This window comes from Pedobacter sp. Leaf250 (genome assembly GCF_920984735.1).
In the GTDB taxonomy this organism is placed as follows: Bacteria; Bacteroidota; Bacteroidia; order Sphingobacteriales; family Sphingobacteriaceae; genus Pedobacter.
In genome coordinates this window covers 74,269-98,291 of sequence record NZ_CAKLBU010000003.1, presented here as the reverse complement: position 1 = coordinate 98,291, position 24,023 = coordinate 74,269, and the positions used below count along the sequence as shown (strand labels likewise).

Below are 24,023 nucleotides of genomic sequence, written 5' to 3'. Positions count from 1 at the left end.
TTGAAAAGGACATTTGTCCCTATGGTAAATTATGTTACGTACAAATCTTACTTTTTTATACTTCATTGAACGTTTTTGTGCCGAAAATTTAAATTCGGGCATTATTCAAAAAACCTTTCCGCCAGGTTTTAGATTCGTTGAGCAAGGAGAAAAAATTAAAAATATTTATATTGTTAAGGATGGAATTACCAAATGTTTCATTTCTGAAGAAAATGGAAAAGATTTTATCATTGAGTTTTTGGGTAAAGGCGAAGTAATTGGCGAGCTGGAGGCCATTAAAAAAATCGATTGCCTTTGTAATGTAGAAGCCATTAGTGAAGTTACTGCGTATGCCATACCTGATCATATTTTTATATCACTTACAGAAAAGAACCAGGAATTTAACAGAATCTTGCTGCAGGAACTTTCTACAAGAATCATTCAAACAAGTTCCAGAGCATCGTTTCAACAGCTTTACACCTTAGAATATGGTTTGCTAAAATTGCTCAAACTTCAATCTGAGGAACATTTTACTATCTCAAAAGAGGATATGGCAGCTTATCTAGGAATTTCTGTGAGAAGTTTCAACAGGACTTTGCAACAGGTAAAAACCAAAAACAATGATGAACGCCTGACCAAGCTTTTGGAAACGTTGAAGTAAAATAAAATGCTAACTCAAATGAACCAAATTGAAGAAACTGGAGGAGTGAGAATTGGATTATTTAGGGCTTCATGGCCTTTGGCATCAATTGCTGTCGATGAATATAAACTGGAGATTAATGCTTCGATAAAAGGGAAATTTGTTTTTGATAAAACAGATATTGTATCGGTCACTATTGAAAATTCCTTATTTAAAAGTGGATTGAGAATTAAACATCGGGTAGAAAAATATAATAACGACATTGTATTTTATCCGAAAACATCAGCGGCCAGTTTAGTTGAAAAAATCAATCAAATTGGCTTTTTAGACTTAAGCCGAAAAATCCCAATTGCGATTGAAATGGAAGTAAAAGCACTTCAGCAAAAGTCGGGTTTCCCAATAAAAATACCTATGGCTATTGGTATCGTTATAGCATGGAATTTACTATTTCTTGCAGACTTCTTAAATGTCCTCGCCAATAAATCTGAGCATTCTTTCACAGGAATTGGCGTGAGTTTAGCACTAGCAATGGTATTTGTTATCGCTTTACTACTACTAATTTCAAGTTTTTTCAGGCAGATCATTTTAAAAGATGGAGTAGAATTAAAATCAATCAAAACGTTCCTATTCTTCATACTTTTTCTAACAGGCATTCTATTTTGTTTTTCCTTTTTGATTCCAAAACTATAAACATTCTGTTTGATTATTTGTTAGTGCTTTGTTTAAGATGTGCCGGCGGGTAATATCAATATTTCAGATACAATGATGCAATAAATCATCAGGGTTTAATAGAAATCAGAAAATCTTTATTTAGTTTTATATCATATTGATTTCTTATTTAAACCTTATTTATATATTAAAAATTTAAAAAGAATACACATGAATGTAGAAGAAGTTTTCAAAAATAATGAAGAATGGATTGGTAGAAAATTGGCTAATAATCCGGATTATTTCACTGAATTAGCCAAAGGACAAACTCCGGAATTTTTATACATTGGTTGCTCTGATAGCCGCGTAACGGCAGAAGATTTGATGGGCATTCAACCCGGACAAGCTTTTATACATCGTAACATTGCCAACCTGGTAAATAATGTAGATTTAAGTGTAATGACAGTTCTAAATTATGCTGTTCGCCATTTAAAAGTACAACACATTATTGTTTGTGGTCATTATAATTGTGGTGGTGTAAAAGCTGCGATGCAGCCAGCTGATATGGGAATTTTAAATCCGTGGTTACGTAATATCCGTGATGTTTATCGTACCCATAAAGATGAATTAAATGCCATATCTGATGAGAGTGCCCGTTACAATAGGTTGGTAGAATTAAACGTTCAGGAACAATGCGTTAACTTATTAAAAACTGCTGCTGTTCAAGAGGCAATTACTTTACGCGGATTAACCGTACAAGGCTGGGTTTTTGATATCCATACCGGTCGTTTGATCGATTTAAAAATCGATTTCGAAAATATTTTGAAAGATATTAAAGAGATTTACAACCTGTTTGAGCCTGTAGAACCTAAAATTTAATTTTAAGGTTAACGTTTGCTGATATGTAAATTCATGGCAGCATTCTACTCCACAAAATACAAAGACCGATGTATGAAATATGGGAATTTACTCCACATTTCACACATCGGTCTTTTTTACTTTTTACTTTATGCTTTTTACTCTATACTTTATACTCTATACTTTAAACTCTCAACCTAAACTAGCGTCCCATCCAACCGCCATCAACGGTTAAAATTGTACCGTGAACATAATCACTTGCGCCAGATGCTAAAAACAAAGTTGGTCCTTTAAAATCTTCTGGTGTGCCCCATCTTCCGGCAGGAATACGGGATAATATAGAGGTACTTCTATCCTGATCTTCTCTTAAAGCCGTAGTGTTATCAGTTGCGATATAACCTGGCGCAATTGCATTCACATTTACCCCTTTTGATGCCCATTCATTGGCAAAAGCTTTAGTTAACGATCCTATTGCACCTTTACTCGCAGCGTATCCAGGAACCGTGATTCCGCCTTGAAAGGTTAATAATGAAGCTGTAAAAATCACTTTACCACTGCCTCTGGCAATCATATCGCGGCCAATTTCTCTGGTTAAAATAAAAGGAGCAGTTTGGTTTACAGCAATTACTTCATCCCACATATCATCAGGATGCTCGGCAATTGGTTTCCGTAAAATAGTTCCGGCATTATTAACCAAAATATCGATAATTGGATGATCGGTTTTTACTTTTGCAGTAAAAGCCAAAGTATTTTCACGATTTCCAAAATCGCATTGGTAAGCGTAAAATTTTCTGCCCAAGGCAACAACTTCCTTTTCGATTGAACTTCCCTCAAACTCTAAACTTGCAGAAACCCCAATAATATCGGCTCCAGCCTCTGCCAATGCCAATGCCATTGCTTTACCAATTCCTCGTTTGCAACCCGTTACTAATGCAGTTTTACCTGCTAAATCAAATATGTTTGATGACATTTTATTTTTCTATTAATTGTTACTTCAATTCTGTAATTGCACAATGATCCATATCACCATAATCTAAATTTTCACCAGCCATGCCCCAGATAAAGGTATAATTACTAGTACCTGCTCCAGAATGGATCGACCAGTTTGGTGAAATTACTGCCTGATCATTTTGCATCCAAATGTGACGGGTTTCTTGCGGCTGACCCATAAAATGGCAAACACTCTGCCCTTGTGGAACTTCGAAATAAAAATAAGCTTCCATTCTTCTATCATGCGTATGTGCTGGCATGGTATTCCAAACACTTCCAGATTTTAACTCTGTCATTCCCATTTGCAATTGGCAAGTTGGCAATACACTATTTACCAAAAGCTTATTGATAATTCTATGATTTGCGGTTTCTGGTGTACCCAGTTCCACAATCTCCGCTTCAGCTTTGCTTACTTTTTTTGTTGGGTATGCATGATGTGCAGGTGCTGAATTTAGGTATAATTTAGCAGGTTGAGTAGCATCTGCAGATTCGAATGTTACCTCTTTAGTACCTTTTCCAATATACAAAGCTTCTTTGTAATCCAGCTCATATTTTTCTCCATCGGCAGTAATAATTGCTTTGCCGCCAACATTAATCATCCCCAATTCCCTGCGCTCCAAAAAGTATGTTGCTTTTAAATCATCAGGATTTGGCAAGGCCAATTTTTCATTTACAGGCATTGCACCGCCAACAATGTAACGATCAAAATGAGATAAAGTTAAGTTGACTTGGTTAGCCTCAAAAACGTTTTCGATTAAAAAATTTTCTCGCAAAGATGCGGTATCCATTTGTTTAACTTCCTTTGGACTTTGAGCGTAACGGCTTTCGAATTTATTCATTGGTTAAAATTTGAGGTGTGATTAAGAATGATCCATCAATTCTTAATCGCAAATATATTTATACTAAGTTTATTATTTGCGTATATTTTTAAATAGGTTTTAAATGAATGCTTTTTGATAGGATAAAGGACTTTTGCCTGTAATATCTCTAAAATATTTGTGAAAGCTAGTAAAATTGAAAAAGCCACATTCATAACATATTTCTTTAACACTTAATTTATCCTCAATTAATAGTTTACAGGCATGGCCTACCCTAATTTCATTAATAAATTGTGTATATGTTTTTCTGCTCTTAGCTTTAAAAAATTTGCAGAAAGAATTGGGGCTGATTTGGGCCACTTCAGCAATTTCTTTTAATTCTATTTTTTTCTTGTAATTGTTAATGGTGTAATTATAAATGGATTGAATCCTATCTTTTTCATTTTCGGCGAAATTAGCCTGAAAGCCTAATGATACCAGAAGCTTTGCTTCTTTACCATGCGCTATTTCTGCCAGGCTCTCCATTAAATAGGTAATTCGCTTTATACCATCCGATTCTACAATTTTAGGCATCAGTTCTGCCAATGCTTTCTTGGCTTTCCCTAAAACCTGAATTCCTTGCTTGGATTGCTCGATTACCTTTTTAATTTCCTTATTCTCTGGCAAATTCAGGAAAGTTTCTCCCCAAAAATCCTCTTTAAAATGTACCACATAAATATCAGCAGTTGCATTTCCATTATCCTCAAAAAAAGATGAGTCGAAACGCCAGTAATGAGGCAAATTGCTTCCAACTAAAACAACATCTCCATCATTAAATTCTTTAATATTATCACCAATAAATTGAGTTCCTTTTCCTTTTTTAAAATAAATTAATTCCAAAGCAGCGTGATAATGCCAGCGGTTATTTACATCAGGTTGCACATCTCTTCTGGCACCAAAGGAGTGCATGGCATCAGTTGCTACATTAAGTAAATGCGGTTTCATGTTAGAATTGGTTAGATAAATTTAATCTAATATGCTATAATTTTCGAATATCAGAAAATATCAGACAATTAAGCTTAATAATTTTCAATACCATGAGGTTAGATATTAGACTATGTTTCCTGAGGACAGATAGAAGTAATTTGGCGTTAAGTTTAGAAAGCAGCTAAGTAATAGCTGAAGAAATAGATTATAAACAATAAGGAGGGAGTGATGAAAATTTTCCTGAAAGAGTAACTGATAACTTCAGAATGAATGAGGTATATAAAAGCTTAATAATTCAGCAAAAATGGAAATAAATTAAATGCTATTGTATAGTTAGGAAATTCACATGAGAAATTCACTAGCTTTAATATTACAATAACTGAACTAGCCAAATTAAGATCACTACCATGAGAAAAATAATTCTTTTTTGCTTCCTGTGCTTATTAATGCGAAATGTTGCTGCCCAAACCTATATCCCATCTCAATCAAATTTAGAAAACCGTAAATGGTTTGCTGATGCCCGCTTCGGTTTGTTTATTCACTGGGGCCCATTCAGTATTCCTGGTAGTGGCGAATGGGTGATGAATGAACGTAAGGTAACAGTTGAGAACTACAGTCGTTTAGAGAAGTTTTTTAATCCAATCGATTTTGATGCTGCCAAATGGGTAAGCATGGCGAAAGGTGCAGGCATGAAATACATTACGTTGATTACCCGCCACCACGATGGTTTTAGTATGTGGGATACCAAATATTCTGATTTTAATATCATGAATTCGCCCTATAAAAAAGATATTGTTAAAATGATGGCTGATGAATGCCATAAGCAAGGAATCAAATTATATTTATACTATTCATTGCTCGATTGGCGTCGTGAAGATTATCCGCATGAAACTGGCAAAACCGGACAAAATACAGGTCGCAAAGGCAAAGGTAATTATTCAAGCTATCTGCAATTTATGAAAAACCAATTAACCGAATTGTTAACCAATTATGGTGAAATTGGCGGCATCTGGTTTGATGGACACTGGGATCAGACTGCACCAGAAGGCAGTGCCGACCGCAGTTCTAGAATAGATTGGAAATACGATGAAATTTATGGCTTAATTCACAAATTACAGCCACAATGTATGATTGGCAATAACCATCACCTTTCACCATTTGCTGGAGAAGATTTCCAGATGTTTGAGCAGGATTTACCGGGCGAAAACAAATCGGGTTTGAGTTTTCAAGAGGCTAGTGCAAAAGTGCCATTAGAAGCATGTGTAACCATGAATGGCTCCTGGGGATTTAATTTAACCGATACCAGTTATAAAAGTACACCACAATTGGTACAAACTTTGGCAAAAGCTGCAGGTTTAGGTGCTAATTTATTGCTTAACGTAGGGCCAATGCCCAATGGTGAAATTCAGCCAGAATTTATATTACGCTTAGGGCAAATTGGCGAATGGTTAAAAACCTATGGTGAAAGTATTTATGGTACTGACGCAGGTTTTATAAAACCGCAAAATTGGGGCTGTGTTACTCAAAAGGGCAATAAAATTTACATCCATATTTTCAAGGCAACGCCATCCATTAGCTTAAATAATATACCATTCAAAAAAGTAAAAAAAGCGTATTACCTTAAAGATAACAGTGTAGTTAAGACAGCAATAAAAAATGGTGTTCTTGATATTACAGTCGCCAAAAACATCAATCCAAATGATGAAGTAATCGTTTTAGAAACTTCAAATTAATTGATTGGCATCTACATTTATTTCTACACACGATGATTGATTTTAACAAACATTTAGGAAGAGTATAAGCAAAATTATCAAGAAAGATTTGAGTATCCAATCTACTTAGATAATCTTTAATCTTTCCTCTTCTAAATCAATTTGATACAATTGCTGACGGATAATTTCTTCGTTGAAATCGGGATCTTTATTGTATTCTGCCAAGTATTGTCGCTGGCTTTCGAGCATGGCAACGAAAATGGCTTTCGTATTATCATTCATCCAGCTATCATCTGCAGCTTTAGCTTTTTCCTCCCATTGCTTCAGAATTCTTTCAATAAGCATGTTTGAATTATGATCATGATCATGTTTGGATTTTAGAAAAGCATGTGTATGCTGTTTCAATTCATGTTTCAGCTTTTTGCGAGCCAGTTCTTCTTGCTCTTCCTGAAAAATACCATCAAACAAATGGCTACGATTTATGATGAAGGGTAAAGTGAGTCCCTGAACCACAAGTGTGAGTAGAATGGCAACAAAAGTGATAAACAAAATTAAATCGCGATGCGGAAAAGCACTGCCATCTGCTAAGGTAACTGGAATGGCTAGTGCCGATGCCAGTGAAACTACGCCTCGCATACCTGTCCAGCCTAATAAGGTGGGCATTAACCAACGCCGCCGCCGCGATGATGCGTGTGGCATTACACTCGGGCGGAAAATCATTGTTGATAGTAAAGCGGCATAACTGCTCAACATTCTGGCTGCAATTAATACACCAGTAACCAATACTCCATAACCTATGGCAGTACTTAGTGGAATGCCTCACTCTCTAATTCCATCCACAATTTCTGGTAACTCCAGCCCAATAATCAGGAAAACAATTCCATTTAAAATAAAAACAAAACTTTCCCAAACACTCGAGCCTCGTATTCGGCTGGCACTGTTTAGAAATATCAATCGTTGAGACGACATGTACAAACCGCCTGCTACTACCGCCAAAACTCCAGAGCTATGAAGCTGCTCGGCAACCCAGTACATAATATATGGTTCAATTAAGGTTAGGGCAATGTCCGATGGTGCATCTGTTGGGAGGCGTTTGTGTGCCTGTACAAAAAGCCAGGCCAAAAGCAAGCCAATGGCAGTTCCACCAAGTACCATCCAAATAAAACTTGTTGCCGCTTCGTGCCAAATAAACTGACCAGTACCTACTGCAACCAGGGCAAAACGAAAAATAATTAAAGATGAAGCATCGTTTAATAAAGTTTCTCCTTCCAAAATTGCTGAGGTAGACCTAGGGATTTTAACAAACTTGGTTATGGCTCCGGTGCTTACTGCATCTGGTGGAGAAACAATACCACCCAATAAAAATCCCAAAGCAATGCTAAAGCCAGGAATGAAATAATTTGCGGCCACGGCTACAGAGAGTGCTGTAAAAAACACCACTAAAAATGCAAAACTGGTAATAATACGATACCATTTTTTCATTTCTTTAAATGATATTGTCCATGCTGCCGCAAATAATAGTGGCGGCAAGAATATGAAAAAAATAAGGTCGGGATCTATTTTTACTTCGGGCATGCCCGGCAAAAAACTAACCAATAAACCACCTTACCACCAATAATATAGGATAAGCAATTTTAAGTTTTGCGGCCAACATATTTAGCAATACAATGGCTGCAATCATAGCTAAGAAAAAAGGTAAAAGCGTATGCATTCAGATATTTTAATTCAAAGTAAAAATAATTTAATTTTTGAATTAAAAAATAGGCATCCTGTCTCCCCCGTTGGCGGGGGAATTAGACAGGGTGGTTCCATGCCAAAAAGAAAAAAAAGTTTTAAGCAATATTCTCCAGATACCTCAACACCTCTTCCTTTTTCCTGCTAGAAACCAAAATATTTTCTTTGTTTTCCATTTGCAAATAACCTTCGCGATAGTATTTTTTAACATATTTGAAGTTAACCAAATAGGATTGATGGCATCTTAAAAAACCAAATGGAGTGAGCAAACCTTCGTATTCTTTTAGGCCTTTCGACACCACAATTTCCCGTCCATCATTTAAATAAAAACTAGTGTAGCCCTTATCACTTTTACAAAACATAATATTTTCAATGGCAACCACTTCAATATATTCTACACTCTTTAGCGCAATGCGTTTTGTGGCGCCAACGCCTTGTGCTAAATAATGCTCTTTAGCTATAGATAGTTGTTGTTGCCCAAAGCTTTCGTGTTCCCGATGATGGAAACATTTATTTAAGGTAGTGGTTAACAAAACATCATCTATAGGCTTGAGTAAATAGCCAAAAGAGCCTAAATTGAGAGCCTGTATAGCATATTGATCATAAGCGGTTAAGAAAATAACCTGAAAATCGGTTACCCCAATATCTTCAAACAGATTAAAGCTATCGCCATCTTTTAATCGGATATCGGCCAAAACAATATCAGGCTTTAATGCCGGAATTTCTTTAGCTGCAATTGCAATTTCTCCGGTAAATCCAACAACTTCCAAATAGTCTATTTTCTTTACGATTTGCAAAATATGTTGTAAAATTCGGATTTCATCTTCTAATACATAAACTTTCATAGCAATCTTTTTAATCGTTAATTATAGGGATGGTAATTTCTACACTTACACCTCTGCAACCAAGGGCATTTTTGTCTTTTATATTAAATGCAGCATGCTGTTTGTTTGATTTGAAAAGCAACTCAAATCTTTCCTTTAAAATGATTTGAGCCAGCGATTGTTTTTTTGGTGTATCCACTGTTTTTTGAACCAGCCCGCTGCCGTTATCCTCTACCTCAATAAGTAATAAATCGTTCTTCGACTTAAATGAAATGAGCAATAAACCTTTGTAAGCAATATTTCTGAAACCATGTTCAATGGCATTTTCAACAAATGGTTGTATAAGCATGGGCGGAATAAGCGTTTCATTTAAATCCAGCTCACGATCAACATCAATTTGATAATCAAAAACGCCTGCATAGCGCATCTGTTGCAATTGGATATAGTTATTTAAGGAAGTAATTTCTTCCGCTATTTCAATAAAATCCTTCCTGTTTTGCTCCAAAATGCCACGTAGCAAGCCAGAGAAAGATTTAAGATAACGAACTGATTCATCTATATGCCCAGATGCTACAATACTTTGCAAATTGGCAATAGCATTAAAAATGAAATGTGGATTCAGCTGCGCTTGAAGCATTTTTTGCTCCATATTAAGACGTTGATTATCAGATTTTAGGAGTTTATTTTTTTCCCTTAAGCGTTGCTGACGATAAATAATGAAGAAAAAAGAGATTACCCCCAAAAATATTAAAACAATTAAAAACATTGATGAACGTTGCTGTTTAATAATGGTTTCATTCAGTTTGTTGCGGCCCTTTAACTCAGCTATATTTTGATCTTTTTTCTCTGTTTCATACTTTTCATGCATTTCTGCAACCTTTACTGATTCGATGGCTGCATTGTTTTTCAGTTCAATTGCATGAGCAGCTTCAGCAGCTTCCAAAGCATGAACAAAATCGCCTTTCATTTTATACGAATCGATAAGACCTTTGTAATGAACGTTCTTTTGTTTGCCAGATAAATCACGTTTCTCGAAAGCAATTCCTTCTTTATAATAGCGAATGGCCGAATCGGGTTGATTGTTTTTATTGAAACTTGTTGCCAGGTTATTAAACGCAATATCGTTTAGGTTATCTGTTTTTTTGAGATAATTGAAATAAATCTTACTTGATTCCAATGCCTTAGCCGATTTCCCTTGCTGACTATAAATTTGTGCTTCATTATCATAAGTTCGTGCGAGTGCCAAACTATCGTTAATTTGGTTGGCCAATAACCTTGCCTGATTGTTATAATAGGCCATTTTCTTAAAATCGCCCAATCGTGAAGCCAATAAAAATGATATATCGAAATACCGTTGTTTTATGGCTGGATGATGATTATACGGATGGTTCTGAAAATAAATTGCAGCATATTCCAACGATTTTTTTGCGTTTTGATTTTGAAAATAGGCTTGTGCCAATAAATCGTAAAAGCGATAAGTGATACGGCTTTTCGTTTCTTCTGCTATTTCCAAACCAGCAAATATCTGGCTCGTAACAGCAGATTCAACCATTGATCCATTACCCATATTTTGAGTAAGAATTCCATAGGTTTTTAAAAGCGCTAAATCATCTTTTGGTTTTGCAGGCTTGATTTTTTGGTATTCTATTAATGCACTGTCTCGCTTTTTTTCAAGGCTATATTTTCTAGCCTTGAAATAGTGATAGTATGGATTTGAATCTTTATCCGCTGAACTACTTAATAAACTATCTTCCTCGAAAATAATTTTCTTAATCTTAAATGAGGATAAGGTATCAAAAGAAATAATGAGCGATAAATAGTCCTTTTTGTTCAGTTTGTTTTGAGTAGTTGTAGTCTGCTGGCTTTTGCCTTTATCTTCCTTATTTCGGCAAGCGGAAATAAACAGAAAGCTCAAAGTAGCGCAAAGGGCAAATGCAGTTCTTACAGTGATATTCATTAACGTGGCGATTGGCTTATTAAAATCTATAAATATTCTTTAAATATATAAATACAAAAGTTTCTTAGAAGAATCGGTTGAACATTCGTTGCTTTTCAATCTATATCCGTAGCAGATTGCTGGCTATTTGAAATCTGATAAATAAAATGTAGGCCTGAAAACAATAAATAACCAATTTTTTACGAATAACAGCCGAACATCTACGACTGTAGGTTAGTAATTTTTACAGCACACATTTCTCTCCAAATTCAAATCAGAAACAGGAAATCATCCTCTTATTTCAAAAAAATATAAATCATTTACTAAAAACAAAAAATCATGAAAAAACTATTTTTCGCATTGATATGCACCGCAATCGGGTTTAGCGCATCAGCTAACGATTTAACTGTGAGAAGAAGTGAAACTAAAATTGCAGCCGCTACAATTTTTAAAAAAAATACCAGCATTGAAACTGAAAAGTTAAGTGCAGAAAAACTGGGTTTATTTCGCAGGCAAATGAACTTCACCTTTACCGATGCTTGTGGAAAATCATACGTCATCTACGTTTCGGGGCCAAGCAGCGCATCTAACTATTCATTATGGGAAACAGCAAATATTCATTTCCGTGGAAATGTAATGGCCGATTATTGGGGCTGCTACCGAATGTAATCGTTGGCAATACAAACTGTCAAAAAAATAGTGTTCAATCTAAAAATTAAAATAAAAAATTATGAAAAAAATATTAATCGCACTGGTCTTCGCCATGTTAGGAACTGCATCATTCGCTAATGATGCTAAGCCCATTAAAACGCCAACTATCAGCAAAAACATAGTTGAAACAAGTACATCACCTGCAAAATTAGTGAAGGTAAATGTTATAAATGAAACCAGCAACCTGGTACGCAGAGAGAAAGTTTTCCTATACACCGATCCTTGTGGTGTTAAGTGGCAAATTCATGTTTTCGCTCCCGATGGTACTGATAACCTAACCATGTTCCTGGTTGGTAATGGCCATTTTTGGCAGGGAATTAAGGATAGTCCCGACGGTTGTTACCATAACCACTAATAATTTATTAATCAATTAAATAAAGAGGATGGTTTCTTTAAACTCACATATTATGAACAGCTATTTAAAATTTATATTACCCCTATTATTTTTGGGCGCCTTATTTTCATTCAAATATAAAGATACCAGTCCTAAAGATTCTCCTAGTACAATAGCTTATTACCATTTTTATCATATAAAAGACAGTACCCAAACTGGCAAACTTTATAGTGAGGATTTTATTCTTGCTTTTAATGGCAAAAAAAGTATTTACAGTAGCCAAACCCGGGTAAAACAAGATTCTACCATACAGGCTATTTTAGCTGCAGCTGAAGCAAAAAACAGCGATGTAGTTGATATGGGGACGTATTTACCAGTTACCGAAGATGACATTTACAACGAAAATGGCAAACTTTTCATTGTTAAGAACACACTCCAACAGCGTTATTTAATTACCGAAAATCCAGATAAAATTGACTGGAAAATTGATAGCGAAACCAAAGATTTATTGGGTTACACTTGCCAAAAAGCAACTGGAGTTTGTAAAGGCAGAAAATATACTGCCTGGTTTACCACCGACATTCCGGCAAGCTTTGGCCCTTGGAAATTAAACGGTTTACCAGGGTTAGTTTTAGAGGCTTATGATGACCGTCATTTCATCAAATTTACCTGTACAAAAGTAGTTAATCAAGGTAACTTCCAAAATGTTAAGTCGATTAATATTCCTCAAGATGTAATTAAAACCACTTCAAAAGAGTACGAACAAATGAAGAATGCGCAAGCCAATGGTTTTGATATGGGCAGTTTCGATACTGGGATAATTGTAGATAAAGTAACATCTGTTGGTGGAAATCCAGGCCCAAAACGAAAATTCACCGTCAATTACCCTTTGGAATTAACCGATTAAACTGAAAGATTTGTTCAAGAAAAGCTTCATTTTATGTTTATCACAATTATTTTGTGTGGTGTTATTATTTGCACAAAATTCCCTTTCCATAAGCGGTTCGGTAAAGGATAGTATTGGTAACCCGATTGCTTCAGCATCAGTAGCTGTTGTAAATCAAAATGGAGCAGGCATCACTTTTAGTACAACAAACGATAAGGGATTATTTAAATGTGACTTCCAAAGTAGCAATGAAAACTATTCCATTAAGGTAACCGCAATGGGTTTTCAATTTTATTCTAAAAAAATTGAACAAAAAAACGGGCAACATTTAAGCGTAATGCTGAAGCAAACAAGTTATAAGCTGGCGGAAGTTACAATCAAATCAAATAACAAAATCAATCTATCAAGTGATACCTTGAAATACAGTGTTAAAGGTTTTCAGGAATCAAACGATAGGGTAATTGGCGATGTTATTAATCGCTTACCAGGCATAAAAGTTGATGAAAATGGTGCCATCAGTTACAACGGAAAACGCATTACCAATGTTTATATTGATGGTGATAACCTATTGGATGGCCGCTATAAAATGGCCACCAATAATGTTCCTGTGGGTGCTGTAGAACAGGTGCAAGTAATAGAACGCGACCAACCGATAAAAGCGTTAAATGGTTATGTGAGCAGCAATAATGTTTCGCTTAATATTAAACTGACTGATAGCGCCCGTACCATGATGGTAAATTCGGGTTACGTGGGTGCAGGTAATAAAGCCTATACAGATGAGTTGAACAATCTTATTTTTGGTAAAAAAATTAAAGCCATTAACACTTTTAAAGCCAATAATATCGGCGAAAACCTGGAGGCAGAGCAAGCAAGTTTAGGGCAAACGTTTAACAATGAGATTTCACTTAAAATGCCTCAAACTTTTTTATCGATGGAAAGTGAAAATCTTCCAAACATGAAAGAGAAGTATTATTTGTTAAATAATGATAATTCTGGCAGTTTAAATGCTTTGGTAAAACTAAAAGCCGATTGGGGTTTGCGGTTAAATTTATCTACCCTCCAATTAAAACGGAAGTATCAATATAACAATGCGGTAAATTACTTTTTAGGTAATGCCGATACCATCCGCTTTAACGAAACCCAGGATAATGTTTACAAATTAAATCAGTGGCATGCCGAAGCACAGCTCGAAAAAAACAGCAAATTCATCTATCTTAAAAACATTACCAAATTCGAGATACCGAAATGGAACAGAAATGGCAATACTATCCAAAACGAGCAGGGTTTCGGGCAAAGTCAGCCTACAAATCAACTGTCAATCAGCAATGAAACCAGTGTGGTAAAAGCTTTGGGTATAAATAATATTTTGCAGTACAATGGTTTGGTTCAATACTATAAAGTTGATGAAAACCTTAACATTACACCAGGCATTCAAAAAGGAATTTTAAATAATGGCATTGATTATTTATCCCTGAACCAGCAGGCTAGCACTAAAAATCTTTTTGTGAATCAATCAGCTACTTTCAAAACCAAGTTTAATCGTTTCGTTTTATCAGCTGCAGCTGGAATATCTTATGAGCATAATCAATTACTCAGCAACCTTTACAAAACGGATAGCACTAATAATACTGTCCTTGTTGGCAATCAGTTTAAAAATGATGTAATTTTTGATCAGTTGGGACTGTACGCTAAAATTTCGGCGCTTTATTTATTAGAAAAAGGATCGATAAATGTAGAAGCCAGTCCCACTTTTAGTAATATCAATTATGCGGATTCTGACAGAGATTTATCAAACAAAAACAACTATTTCTTGCTCAATCCAATTATTGAATTTAGAAAAACCCTTGGGAAATACAGCGAACTGAATGGAAGATTTGCACAACAAACCCAGTTTGGGCAGGTTAATGATATTTACAACGGTGGTATTCTGGTTAACTACAGGCAGTTTAATGTTAATAACAGGCCTTTACCCAAAACTGATATTACAAATTTTAATGTGCGTTACGCATATCGGAAACCTATAAAAATGCTCTTTTACAACTTCATATTTAGTTATGATAAAACGAGACAAAATTTCATTAATTCATTTACAATTGATAGTGGATTAACAGAATCAACAGCAATTGATTTTCAGAATAAAACCCACCAATATTCATTAAGTGGAAATATTTCCAAATATGTTTTCCCTCTTGAACTTAATTTTTCTGCACATGGAAGTTTGAGTATGCAAAAAGGAAATAGTTTTTATAATGAGGAGATCACACCATTTAAAACCTATCAAATGAGTACAGGATTAAGTTTAAGGAAAAAGCTGCTTTCAAAAATTACGATATCAATCGTTGGGGATTTAAATAAATCGATCAACAAGCAGGAAAGCTTAAGTGGCATTATTACAAACGAAACTGCCAATGAGAAAATTAAAGGAGAATGGTTGCACAACTTAAGTGAAGAGATTTCATACTCGGTATCGTATAACTTTGTTTCTTACCACCAATCGTTGCGTCAACCTGTTCGTAATCAGTTTTTAGATTTGAATTTAAAATTTGCGCCTACTCATTGGAAAAGCTTTTTCGAGTTTCAATACATTAATCTAATCAATCAACAAAACTATCAGCAAATTAATTCTACAACCAATCAGTTATCAGTTTATCAAATGCCATTGAGGCCGAGAACATTTTTAATCAAATATTTCTTCACGTTTTAAAGCATTTAGAATTCAAATAATAAAGCAAATACCCTAAATAATAATAATCGACAGCCAAATAAAAAGTGTAGCTCTTTAAATATATAAATAACATTATTTTTAATTTGAAATCTTAAAAGAAATGAAAAACTACCAGTATCTCGAAATAAATCCTGCAAAAGGAATTGGTTTTGCCATTGGCTATATTGCCATCCTTGTAATCATTTTATCGTTTATTTTCGGAGGGTTTTTAGGCCTTGCAGATGCCGTTAATAATTTTGGCAGCAGCAAAGCATTGGGGTTTTTGGCTGGTTTGGTTTGTCTGGCACCGATCTTTTTTTTGATGAAGTTTATTTATCCAAAAATAAATATAAACGCAACTGAAAATCAATTGATGATTACAAGAAAAAATCAAGCAGATTTAATGCTGAATTACAATGAAATTTATGCCTTGGCGCTGAATGCACAACGTTTAAATACACTCACTATTTATGGTAAATCGAATGAGATTCTATTTCATATCCAACCATTTAGCAATCATCAAATAATGCCCGAATTGGTAAAAACGATTATACAAGGTAGTACTTTTAGGAAAACAGTTACGAAGAGAAAATTATTCAATACTACTTACGATATGATTGTTTATCAACGAAGCTAAGCAAGTATTCGGCACTTTTATTAGCGTAAGATTGCCACCAAAACTGAAAATGAGATTTCTACATTATGTTAAAGAAACGGGAATTGCATAGACGATTATGAGTCTACCAGATTTTCCTCGATCATAATCGTACATTGCCTGCCTGCGGAAAGTGTATTAGAAACAATTCTTTATCGTTTTTAAAACTCCTTATTTAGATTATCCACAGGATAAAATCAAAGCAGAAAAAAGTTCTCAATCAGCAAACCAATATTTGATTTACTAAACAAAATTAAGATCTAGGTAAAATAAATTTGCCACTATTTCATGCTCATCATTTGAAACATCCCCCAAAGAAAGCCGAATATCGCTTGAAAAATTGCGATAGAAAGGATAACACCAAAACTTCTAAAAAACAATGCTTTCTTACTATAGCCGCAGTTTGTAAAAAGTTGATAATAAAACCAAATGCCGTAAAAAAACACTATAGGCATAATTACCGAGAAATAGACGATTGTAAGTATTTTTAAGTTAGTGTAAAATATCATCAAAACTGTGAAAAGTAGACCAATGATTAATTCGGCTGCTGCTTTATAAGAATTGGCTACTAAATGTTCGGAGAAATTAAAACGTGCCTTTCTAAACCATAAAAAGCTAAAAATGGAGTTAAAAGGAATAAGAATTACAATAAATATTTTAGGGTATTTGGTTACGAACTCCTCAAAACTATTCATTACATTTTTAGTTCTCATCGGAATTAGATCAGACATTTTGATGTGCAGGTAAGGTGCCAAAAGTGTACTAGCCGTCAAGATCAAAAGGATCAGCGTTACAAAACTGAAATGACTTGCTCTTCTACCCTGAATGTACTCACGAATACTATGTCCAGGACGAGTAAATAATTCCTTTACAGTAAATAACAAGCCTTTATCTACATGCCAAACTCCATGAATAAAATCGTGTTCAACAAAATGGGCAATAGAGTAACGATGTGTAGTTGATTTTTGACCACAGTTAGGACAAAACTTTTCTGCAATGGGTTTAGCGCAATTTAGGCAACCATTCGACTCATGATGGTGAGTACTGGTCAAATTAATTTCAGGCTTTACCTGATCTAAAGTTAAATCAGTTGGTTTAACTGTTTCCTCTACCATGAATTTAAATTTAATAATGATATTTCATGCTTAAAGCCTAGGATTGCCGAAGCAGAAATTAGCGTTTGTTTGTAAGCCAAAGATAATATAAATGGCTTGGTATAAAAATTTTGTTAATTTAATCACCGATTCTATATCTGATTATTTAGCTTATAAAAACACTCTCCATTTTATCGCCTGATTTTAATCAGATACAATTCTTTGGCGCTTGGCGAATAAAAGCTAAAACCATTTGGAGAATGATAAAAAGCTGGATTAAAAAGATCTGAAGCATATCCAGGTTCTTCTACAATGAACAAACTGGGCTTAAAACCATTGTGTTTTTCTTTTTCCACCACCAATTTCGAAACCATAAAATCAAAATCCTTTCCAGCAACTTTGGTTGTAAAAAACCCTTTCCCACGCCAATTATAAACACTGAATCCTCCATCGCCACCACCTATAATATGAGAATATTTAATTTTTTCCTCTGGATAAAAATATAAAAGTTTAACATCTTTAGGAATCTGAAAATCTACTTCACCACTTCTAAAAACATCTTTTCGGTATCTAAATGGCCCCTCTTCATCTGATACATTTACATATCCTGGCATTTTTTGCAATAACATTTGCCATTTTTTATCCTGATAGAAATATGCTCGACGATACCAAACATCATTATTTACTGCTGAACTGAAAAAGTAATAAAGCGCATTCGCTTTTATGCTTTTAATTTTTTCATCAACCTTTTCTTCACTCCAGGTTAAATCACTATTAAGTTGAGTTACCTCATGTTTTGTGGTATCGCCATTAAGTGGCCATGTGCTGTAGTGTGCACCTTTATCGCTTGTGTAAACAATAAAATCCTCAATAAAATTGCCCCAATAACCATCATAAGCGAGGTAAATAGAGTCTATTACCTGTCCGGTTTTGTTTAGCTTATAGTATCGGTTATCGTGTTTTGTTTCTTCATCAACCTTTGCATCGCAATCGATAATCAACTGATTATTGACCGATGTAAAAATTCGAATGGGATTGGGAGATGCTGCACTTGACACGACTACACGAGCCACCAGATCAACATTAAAAACTGAAGAGCGATATTGCTCGTTAACCTCCTGGAAGGCTGCATATTTTGTTCCCAATGGTTCTTTATTCCGATCTATAACCAACTTATCGAATGGATAAAACAGGAGGACCACTAAGTAAACTACCATTATAATACCGATCCATATCCACATTTTTTTCATCTATTGATCAAACAAAAATCTATTTAAAAAAAGTATAAATTACCTGAATGGCCTTTGGTTCAGCATACTCATTCTCGCCTCGTTTTTGAGTGCTATGAAAGGTTTTAATGATACCATTTTCTAATTTATAAATCATTTTAGATGACTTATATTTATTCGCATTTTCTACTTCTAATGCTCCGGCTGCATTAATGGAGAGCGTCTTCGTTTGAGAATCACCACCATAAGTTTCGGTCATGGTTATTGGTAAAATCCATTGGTTATTGCTATAACAAATGCTTGCTGCTTTATCTTCAGAGCTGTAATCCAGACAAGTTTGGCCGTTACGCTGAAAAATTTTGTATTCCCGTTCACCTTTGATTTTCAGTTCTTCATAATCACTTTTTTCAATTGAATATCTGGCAGATTCCAGAAACAATTTTCCAATTAATTCATAACTTTCAAGGCTATAATCGTCTTTTACTGATACCACGTTTCCCTGATAAAATAAGTGTATTTTAAGTTTTCCATCTCTGGAAATATTCAATGGAAGATTGTCTTTATAAGTGATAATTTGATGCTCATCTTTGCCATCTATATATTCAACCAATTGCCCTGATTTATTAAACTTAAAGGTTAATTCTTCTTTTCCATTAGGTTTCAAGGTAATGCTACTTACATTCTTTAAATCCATAAATTGAAAAGGCAAAATATACTCACCTAAAATTTCTTTTTGTAAGAAACCATTCATATTTGGCTGAATGGTTTCATCAGCACGAGTGGTTTGCATTAGTTTTTCGACAGTTAAACTATCTTTTTTAAAGCTTGCATAATAAGATGAAGTTTTGGTAGCACCAAGAGCCTTTGCAATTTTTTCTGTGAGCATCGCCATTTTTGTGCCTTGTATAATCCTTGAATCTGGTTTTCCATTCCAGTATAAATAACCTTCATGGCGCTCCTGTCTATTTAGTAGGCTTAAATTTTGCTTCACATCATTTGGTATTTTAATGAAAGTATTTCGGTAAACATGATGATAGTTTATCTCATTAGCAGGAAAATTTTGTTACAATTCATCCCATTCTCTTTTAACCAAACCACGCATGCCGTAATAATCTGTAATTAAATCATTTTTGGTTGGTTGTTTCCGGTAGCTTCTACTTTCGCGGTCTGCCATCCATTTAACATCGTAAATCACCATGTGGGGTTTTCCAGGTTCCAATACCAAAGTATCACAATCTGTACATATTTTTTCTCTTTTGTATTTGGCCTCTTGTGGCGAAACGGATATCATTGGTGGAGCGGGATTTCCGATAGCCTTACTTTCGATAATAGAAATTGATGGCGGAGCAGGCTCTGTGATTAGTTTCACAATGGGAGGAGGCGGCCCTACATAATTTTTAGGTTTAGTCAGAGGTTTTTTAACAACTTTCTTTTGTGCCGAAACACTTCCCACAATAAAAACTGCAAAGATCGGCAACAGTATATTTTTAATATTTTGATTGATCATTTTCATCTTAATTTTCTATTGATCCATTTCTTTTGAGCGAACCCAAACCAACTTATTTGCTGATGTATAACGGTATACATCCTGCCACCAACGGGCACCACCGCGACAAGCTGTAAACATCAACTTCTTTTTTGGATCTAAGGTTACATCGCAAAGGCTGGCACATTTGGATTTGCCAAAATCTGGGTTTGCCAATCTATCAAAATGTTTGCTTAGTGGGTTGAACAGAAAAATGCTGAATTCCCTATACACACCCATTCCGGCATCGGGAATTGAAAAGGCAAGATCATCATAACCATCAAAATTATAATCAGCTATTGTGCTTTGTCTTACCGCATTTGGCGAATCAAAATCAGGCAAACCTGCATTAAAAAATTTTCCATCCGCATATTTAATACTCAATTGGTGATCATCAAAATGATTAAAACTAATCAAGGCTCCATGTAATAAATACTGATTATTTCCTTTTGAACCTTTGCTATCTATCTCTTGTAGTTTAAAGCGTTTTCCATCTTTTTTACGGACATACCAAATATTTTTCAAACTATTGATATCCTGTGTTAATCCATAAGTGCCATTAATTTTACCATCAACAAGCTCATCCCAAACATAAGTTTTTAAATCGGGTTGTCCGTCGGTTCTTCCGCTATTGTCGGCGCTATAGTTTTTAATCCGTAAGGCTATGATTGCCTTTTGCCCATGATATTTTACAAATGCACCTTTACCCTTATCTCCAAAATAAATATCTAATGAAAAAGATTTAGCAATGCCAACAGATTGTAAAGTATAGGGTTGTGCATAGGTTTTGCCAACGATAAGCATTAGTAAAGACAAAATAATTTTTACCGTTTTGTTCATTTTACTTCCCTCCAAAAATTTTAAGATTACCATTTTTCGGTACCAGTAAGCTCCTTACCAAATTCGTTATACACCAGATTATCTCTAAATTTTAGCCTCCAACTATTTTTATCTTCATCATAATCTTGGCTGTAATATTCTCCGTAAAGATTTTTCACGACAACGCCTTTTTTATTTATTAAAACATACGAATTGTTTTTAAGCTGTACTAAAGCGAGCTTAGAAGTTGGATAAAAACTATAGGCATATTTATACTTAAATGGAATGGCCAAATTGCCCGCGGTATTTATAAATCCTTTATCGCCACTGGCATTTTCCACGAGTGCCAAACCTTCACTAAATGGCTCCGGGTCTTCGTATCCCTTAGCCGTAGCATTTATTTTAACATTATTCAGCTTATCTACATAAACGTAACCGCTTACAACATGTTTATTTTTATCCTCCATCTTTCTAATCAGAAGTAAACCATCGTGAAAAGTACCTTCGATATTTTTATACTTATTTTGCGTAAGATTTTTTCCACTTGCATCAAAAATGTTCTCCTGATCATTTTCTTTTACCTTAAAATAATCTCCATCTATATCAATATTATCATATTTAAATGGCAAAATCAATTTGAAATTTCTATCGTAAACACCCTCGTTGTCATCTTTTATTCCCCACCAGTATTTGCCTCCTTTAAACTTCAGGTTATCGTATTCCATTGGCAAAACTATTTTACCTGTTGTGGCATCAACAATACCATTTAAGCCGTTTACACGAGGTTCAATTTTCACATATTTAGCATCAAAAATTTTTGGATCATCAATTTTATAAGCCACTTTTTGAACAGTATTGGTTTGGCGGTTTAGCCAATAAGTATTATCAACATCATCATATTGATCCCAATAAAAACTACGGTTAAGTCTACGGAAATGTTCATTAAACTGCGGCTGAACAATCCACTTACCTTCTTTATTCAAAAAGCCAGATTTTTGCTTTGCAAAATCCATCGCCAGAAAATAGTTCCCATCATCATCGTTGTAATCGAAACTGTAGTTTACATTGAAATTTTTTATCTGTGGAATGCTATCACTAACAGAAAAAGCAACACTGCTTACCGGACCTGCAAAGGTGTAGATTACTAATTTGCGGTTTCCTTTTTCATCATCAGCTAAAGCAGCGGGCGCATTTGCCTTCAACCATTTCTCTAAATCTTTATCAGTTTTAATTTCATCGTTTTTAACTCTATCTTTTGCTTTCTCCAATATTTTGATGTAATCTTCATAAAGTTTTCTCTTGGCAGGAGTAACTTCTGTATTGCTGCTGCTTCCTTTTTGTGATAAAATCCGGCCGTCCTTGTAATAAGCTTTTATTTTAATATCGCGATCGTTTTCTACATCGGGCAAACTGCAATGCACTTTATTGCCCACAATGGTATCCAGCCTAATGATTCCGTAAGGTGTTTTAACCTGCGGGTTTGAAGCGCTAACTTGATATAAAGTTTTGCTTGCCAAAGGCAAACTGATTTTATAATCTATACTTCGAATTGGCTTAGGCGACATTAATGCGATATTTTCGTTAAAACTACTGCCTTTGTAGATGTATTTCTCCAGGGTATTCATTCCCGATTCATCAACAAATTCGTAATCTTCGCCTTTTTCTTTTTCTTTTTTGGTATGCTTTCTGGCTATGCTGTCGCGATTTAAATAACCATTAGTGGTTTCAGTTCCATCTAAAAAATTAAATTTTTGAGGCATATAAACCGGCTCCATATCTGCATTATGCATAAAATAATTACTCTCCTCTCCCATCAACTTCAGCAAATCGAATTCATCTTTATCCAATGAAATCATATTATAGGGATATTGTAAACTCGTGCTTACTTTTAAGTTTTTGAAAAAGCGGTTTAAAACACTATCACTAAACATTTTCGTATTATCTGCTTCGAAATTGCTTTCCTTATCAGGAGAAAATTTTTCAGTAGTGCCAGCGGTAATCATGATCCTGGTATCACTGAGCTTTATCAAAGTTTTTAAGCTGTTAATATCATCGTCTATCTTTTCAAGCAAATCTTTTTTTGATTGCGCCATACATGAACTAAAACAGATAATTGTAAGAAAAACTAAATATTTATTGATTTTCATAGCCAAAAATTAATGTACCGGCACGCCAATTCAGATTCGTGCATCCTAACGAATTTATCAATCTTTAACTGACAAATTTGAGGCGATTACAATTCGTAAGAGTTGGGGTAATATTTGGTAGGTTTTGGCTATTATTTGTCAATGTTTCGGTATCGCTACTTTAAAAAGATTTGTATAGAAATAACTTTAAACAACTCTTTTCAAAACAATTCCACCTCTTCCCTGCTTTTATTATTACGAAACCATTATCATTATTTGATACACAGTGGGATCAATAAATCTATAATCGCCTATAGTTAAGTAGGGCTTTATTATCATAGAAATAACTCACACAAAGATGAAAATTTTAAAAGCAATTTTAGCTGGATTTGCCGGTGCAACTGCCTTGAATATATTACATGAAACAGTTCGCAGATTTGATAATGATGCGCCACGAGTAGATTTGGTGGGAGAAGAAGCGTTAACTCGCTCCTTGAACAGTTTGGATCTCGAACCTCCAACAGGTGATAACCTATATGCAGCGACTCTAGCGGGAGACATTATTAGCAATGGCATTTATTATAGCGCCATTGGTATGGCTGGAAGTAAAAATATTTATCTGAAAGGAGCACTTGCAGGCTTAACTGCCGGTTTAGGTGCCATCAAACTTCCCGAAAAAATGGGTTTGGATGATGAGCCTGTAACTAAAACTGATAAAACCAAAGTGCTTACTGTAGCCTGGTATTTAATTGGTGGATTGGTTACCGCAGCCGTGTTCAATCGTTTAAAAAAAGCTTAGTGATTATGGTTAAAGCGCATTTCATCGTTGCAATTT

General features: G+C 34.8%; 24 protein-coding genes. 10 read left to right on the top strand and 14 right to left on the bottom strand.

Features of this window, described 5'->3' with window-relative positions; genetic code table 11:
- The first annotated feature begins 31 nt into the window (after positions 1-31).
- The 3 genes from LUA91_RS03645 to LUA91_RS03635 all read left to right on the top strand — a co-directional run bounded on the left by LUA91_RS03645 (position 32) and on the right by LUA91_RS03635 (position 2,146).
- Positions 32-640 carry a Crp/Fnr family transcriptional regulator gene (locus tag LUA91_RS03645; protein ID WP_231424669.1) on the top strand — a complete coding sequence of 203 codons (609 nt, stop codon included), beginning with the start codon at positions 32-34 and terminating at the stop codon, positions 638-640.
- A gap of 18 nt (positions 641-658) precedes the next feature.
- Positions 659-1,309, top strand: coding sequence for a hypothetical protein (locus LUA91_RS03640; protein WP_231424668.1), 651 nt, complete (start codon positions 659-661; stop codon positions 1,307-1,309).
- A 189-nt stretch (positions 1,310-1,498) separates the two neighbouring features.
- Complete coding sequence (locus LUA91_RS03635) at positions 1,499-2,146, top strand: carbonic anhydrase (RefSeq protein ID WP_231424667.1); 648 nt, start codon at positions 1,499-1,501, stop codon at positions 2,144-2,146.
- Positions 2,147-2,327: 181 nt separating this feature from the next.
- On the opposite strand, the gene LUA91_RS03630 is transcribed toward LUA91_RS03635, so the two are convergent.
- The 3 genes from LUA91_RS03630 to LUA91_RS03620 all read right to left on the bottom strand — a co-directional run bounded on the left by LUA91_RS03630 (position 2,328) and on the right by LUA91_RS03620 (position 4,917).
- Positions 2,328-3,095: an SDR family NAD(P)-dependent oxidoreductase gene (locus LUA91_RS03630; RefSeq protein ID WP_231424666.1), complete on the bottom strand. Its 768-nt coding sequence runs from the start codon at positions 3,093-3,095 to the stop codon at positions 2,328-2,330.
- A gap of 19 nt (positions 3,096-3,114) precedes the next feature.
- The gene (gene kduI / locus LUA91_RS03625) at positions 3,115-3,954 is read right to left on the bottom strand and encodes a 5-dehydro-4-deoxy-D-glucuronate isomerase (protein WP_231424665.1); all 840 of its coding nucleotides are present in this window, start codon (positions 3,952-3,954) and stop codon (positions 3,115-3,117) included.
- A 99-nt stretch (positions 3,955-4,053) separates the two neighbouring features.
- Positions 4,054-4,917 carry an AraC family transcriptional regulator gene (locus LUA91_RS03620; RefSeq protein WP_231424664.1) on the bottom strand — a complete coding sequence of 288 codons (864 nt, stop codon included), beginning with the start codon at positions 4,915-4,917 and terminating at the stop codon, positions 4,054-4,056.
- Between the two features lie 389 nt (positions 4,918-5,306).
- Between LUA91_RS03620 and LUA91_RS03615 the strand changes: the two genes are divergently transcribed.
- Complete coding sequence (locus LUA91_RS03615) at positions 5,307-6,632, top strand: alpha-L-fucosidase (RefSeq protein ID WP_231424663.1); 1,326 nt, start codon at positions 5,307-5,309, stop codon at positions 6,630-6,632.
- Between the two features lie 105 nt (positions 6,633-6,737).
- On the opposite strand, the gene LUA91_RS03610 is transcribed toward LUA91_RS03615, so the two are convergent.
- The 5 genes from LUA91_RS03610 to LUA91_RS03595 form a co-directional block, all read right to left on the bottom strand.
- On the bottom strand, positions 6,738-7,364 hold the full coding sequence (locus tag LUA91_RS03610) for a hypothetical protein (RefSeq protein WP_231424662.1): 627 nt from the start codon (positions 7,362-7,364) through the stop codon (positions 6,738-6,740).
- Positions 7,365-7,430: 66 nt separating this feature from the next.
- Entirely contained in the window at positions 7,431-8,186 is a 756-nt protein-coding gene (locus LUA91_RS03605) for a sodium:proton antiporter (RefSeq protein ID WP_231424661.1), read from the bottom strand.
- A 13-nt stretch (positions 8,187-8,199) separates the two neighbouring features.
- Positions 8,200-8,322, bottom strand: coding sequence for a hypothetical protein (locus LUA91_RS20655; protein ID WP_255717749.1), 123 nt, complete (start codon positions 8,320-8,322; stop codon positions 8,200-8,202).
- Positions 8,323-8,443: 121 nt separating this feature from the next.
- On the bottom strand, positions 8,444-9,190 hold the full coding sequence (locus LUA91_RS03600; protein WP_231424660.1) for a LytTR family DNA-binding domain-containing protein: 747 nt from the start codon (positions 9,188-9,190) through the stop codon (positions 8,444-8,446).
- Between the two features lie 10 nt (positions 9,191-9,200).
- Positions 9,201-11,126, bottom strand: a complete 1,926-nt coding sequence (locus LUA91_RS03595; RefSeq protein ID WP_231424659.1) for a histidine kinase — start codon at positions 11,124-11,126, stop codon at positions 9,201-9,203.
- Positions 11,127-11,444: 318 nt separating this feature from the next.
- On the opposite strand from LUA91_RS03595, the gene LUA91_RS03590 reads away from it, so the two are divergent.
- The 5 genes from LUA91_RS03590 (at position 11,445) to LUA91_RS03570 (ending at position 16,377) form a co-directional block, all read left to right on the top strand.
- Complete coding sequence (locus LUA91_RS03590) at positions 11,445-11,774, top strand: hypothetical protein (protein WP_231424658.1); 330 nt, start codon at positions 11,445-11,447, stop codon at positions 11,772-11,774.
- A gap of 61 nt (positions 11,775-11,835) precedes the next feature.
- Positions 11,836-12,171: a hypothetical protein gene (locus LUA91_RS03585; protein WP_231424657.1), complete on the top strand. Its 336-nt coding sequence runs from the start codon at positions 11,836-11,838 to the stop codon at positions 12,169-12,171.
- Between the two features lie 52 nt (positions 12,172-12,223).
- A complete protein-coding gene (locus LUA91_RS03580; RefSeq protein WP_231424656.1) occupies positions 12,224-13,057 on the top strand; it encodes a GLPGLI family protein in 834 nt (277 codons plus the stop codon).
- A 55-nt stretch (positions 13,058-13,112) separates the two neighbouring features.
- Positions 13,113-15,740 (top strand): carboxypeptidase-like regulatory domain-containing protein, encoded by a 2,628-nt coding sequence (locus tag LUA91_RS03575; protein ID WP_231424655.1) that lies wholly within the window; start codon positions 13,113-13,115, stop codon positions 15,738-15,740.
- Between the two features lie 121 nt (positions 15,741-15,861).
- Positions 15,862-16,377 carry a hypothetical protein gene (locus LUA91_RS03570; protein WP_231424654.1) on the top strand — a complete coding sequence of 172 codons (516 nt, stop codon included), beginning with the start codon at positions 15,862-15,864 and terminating at the stop codon, positions 16,375-16,377.
- 299 nt (positions 16,378-16,676) lie between these two features.
- On the opposite strand, the gene LUA91_RS03565 is transcribed toward LUA91_RS03570, so the two are convergent.
- The 6 genes from LUA91_RS03565 to LUA91_RS03540 form a co-directional block, all read right to left on the bottom strand.
- Positions 16,677-17,510: a DUF3667 domain-containing protein gene (locus LUA91_RS03565; protein ID WP_231424653.1), complete on the bottom strand. Its 834-nt coding sequence runs from the start codon at positions 17,508-17,510 to the stop codon at positions 16,677-16,679.
- A gap of 170 nt (positions 17,511-17,680) precedes the next feature.
- A complete protein-coding gene (locus LUA91_RS03560) occupies positions 17,681-18,730 on the bottom strand; it encodes a hypothetical protein (protein ID WP_231424652.1) in 1,050 nt (349 codons plus the stop codon).
- Between the two features lie 28 nt (positions 18,731-18,758).
- A complete protein-coding gene (locus tag LUA91_RS03555) occupies positions 18,759-19,709 on the bottom strand; it encodes a hypothetical protein (protein WP_231424651.1) in 951 nt (316 codons plus the stop codon).
- A gap of 72 nt (positions 19,710-19,781) precedes the next feature.
- Positions 19,782-20,225 (bottom strand): hypothetical protein, encoded by a 444-nt coding sequence (locus LUA91_RS03550; RefSeq protein WP_231424650.1) that lies wholly within the window; start codon positions 20,223-20,225, stop codon positions 19,782-19,784.
- Positions 20,226-20,240: 15 nt separating this feature from the next.
- Complete coding sequence (locus LUA91_RS03545) at positions 20,241-21,116, bottom strand: hypothetical protein (protein ID WP_231424648.1); 876 nt, start codon at positions 21,114-21,116, stop codon at positions 20,241-20,243.
- Positions 21,110-23,155, bottom strand: a complete 2,046-nt coding sequence (locus LUA91_RS03540) for a WG repeat-containing protein (RefSeq protein WP_231424646.1) — start codon at positions 23,153-23,155, stop codon at positions 21,110-21,112. The genes LUA91_RS03545 and LUA91_RS03540 overlap by 7 nt, the downstream gene beginning before the upstream one ends.
- A 391-nt stretch (positions 23,156-23,546) precedes the next feature.
- On the opposite strand from LUA91_RS03540, the gene LUA91_RS03535 reads away from it, so the two are divergent.
- Complete coding sequence (locus LUA91_RS03535; RefSeq protein WP_231424644.1) at positions 23,547-23,987, top strand: hypothetical protein; 441 nt, start codon at positions 23,547-23,549, stop codon at positions 23,985-23,987.
- Positions 23,988-24,023: the final 36 nt, after the last annotated feature.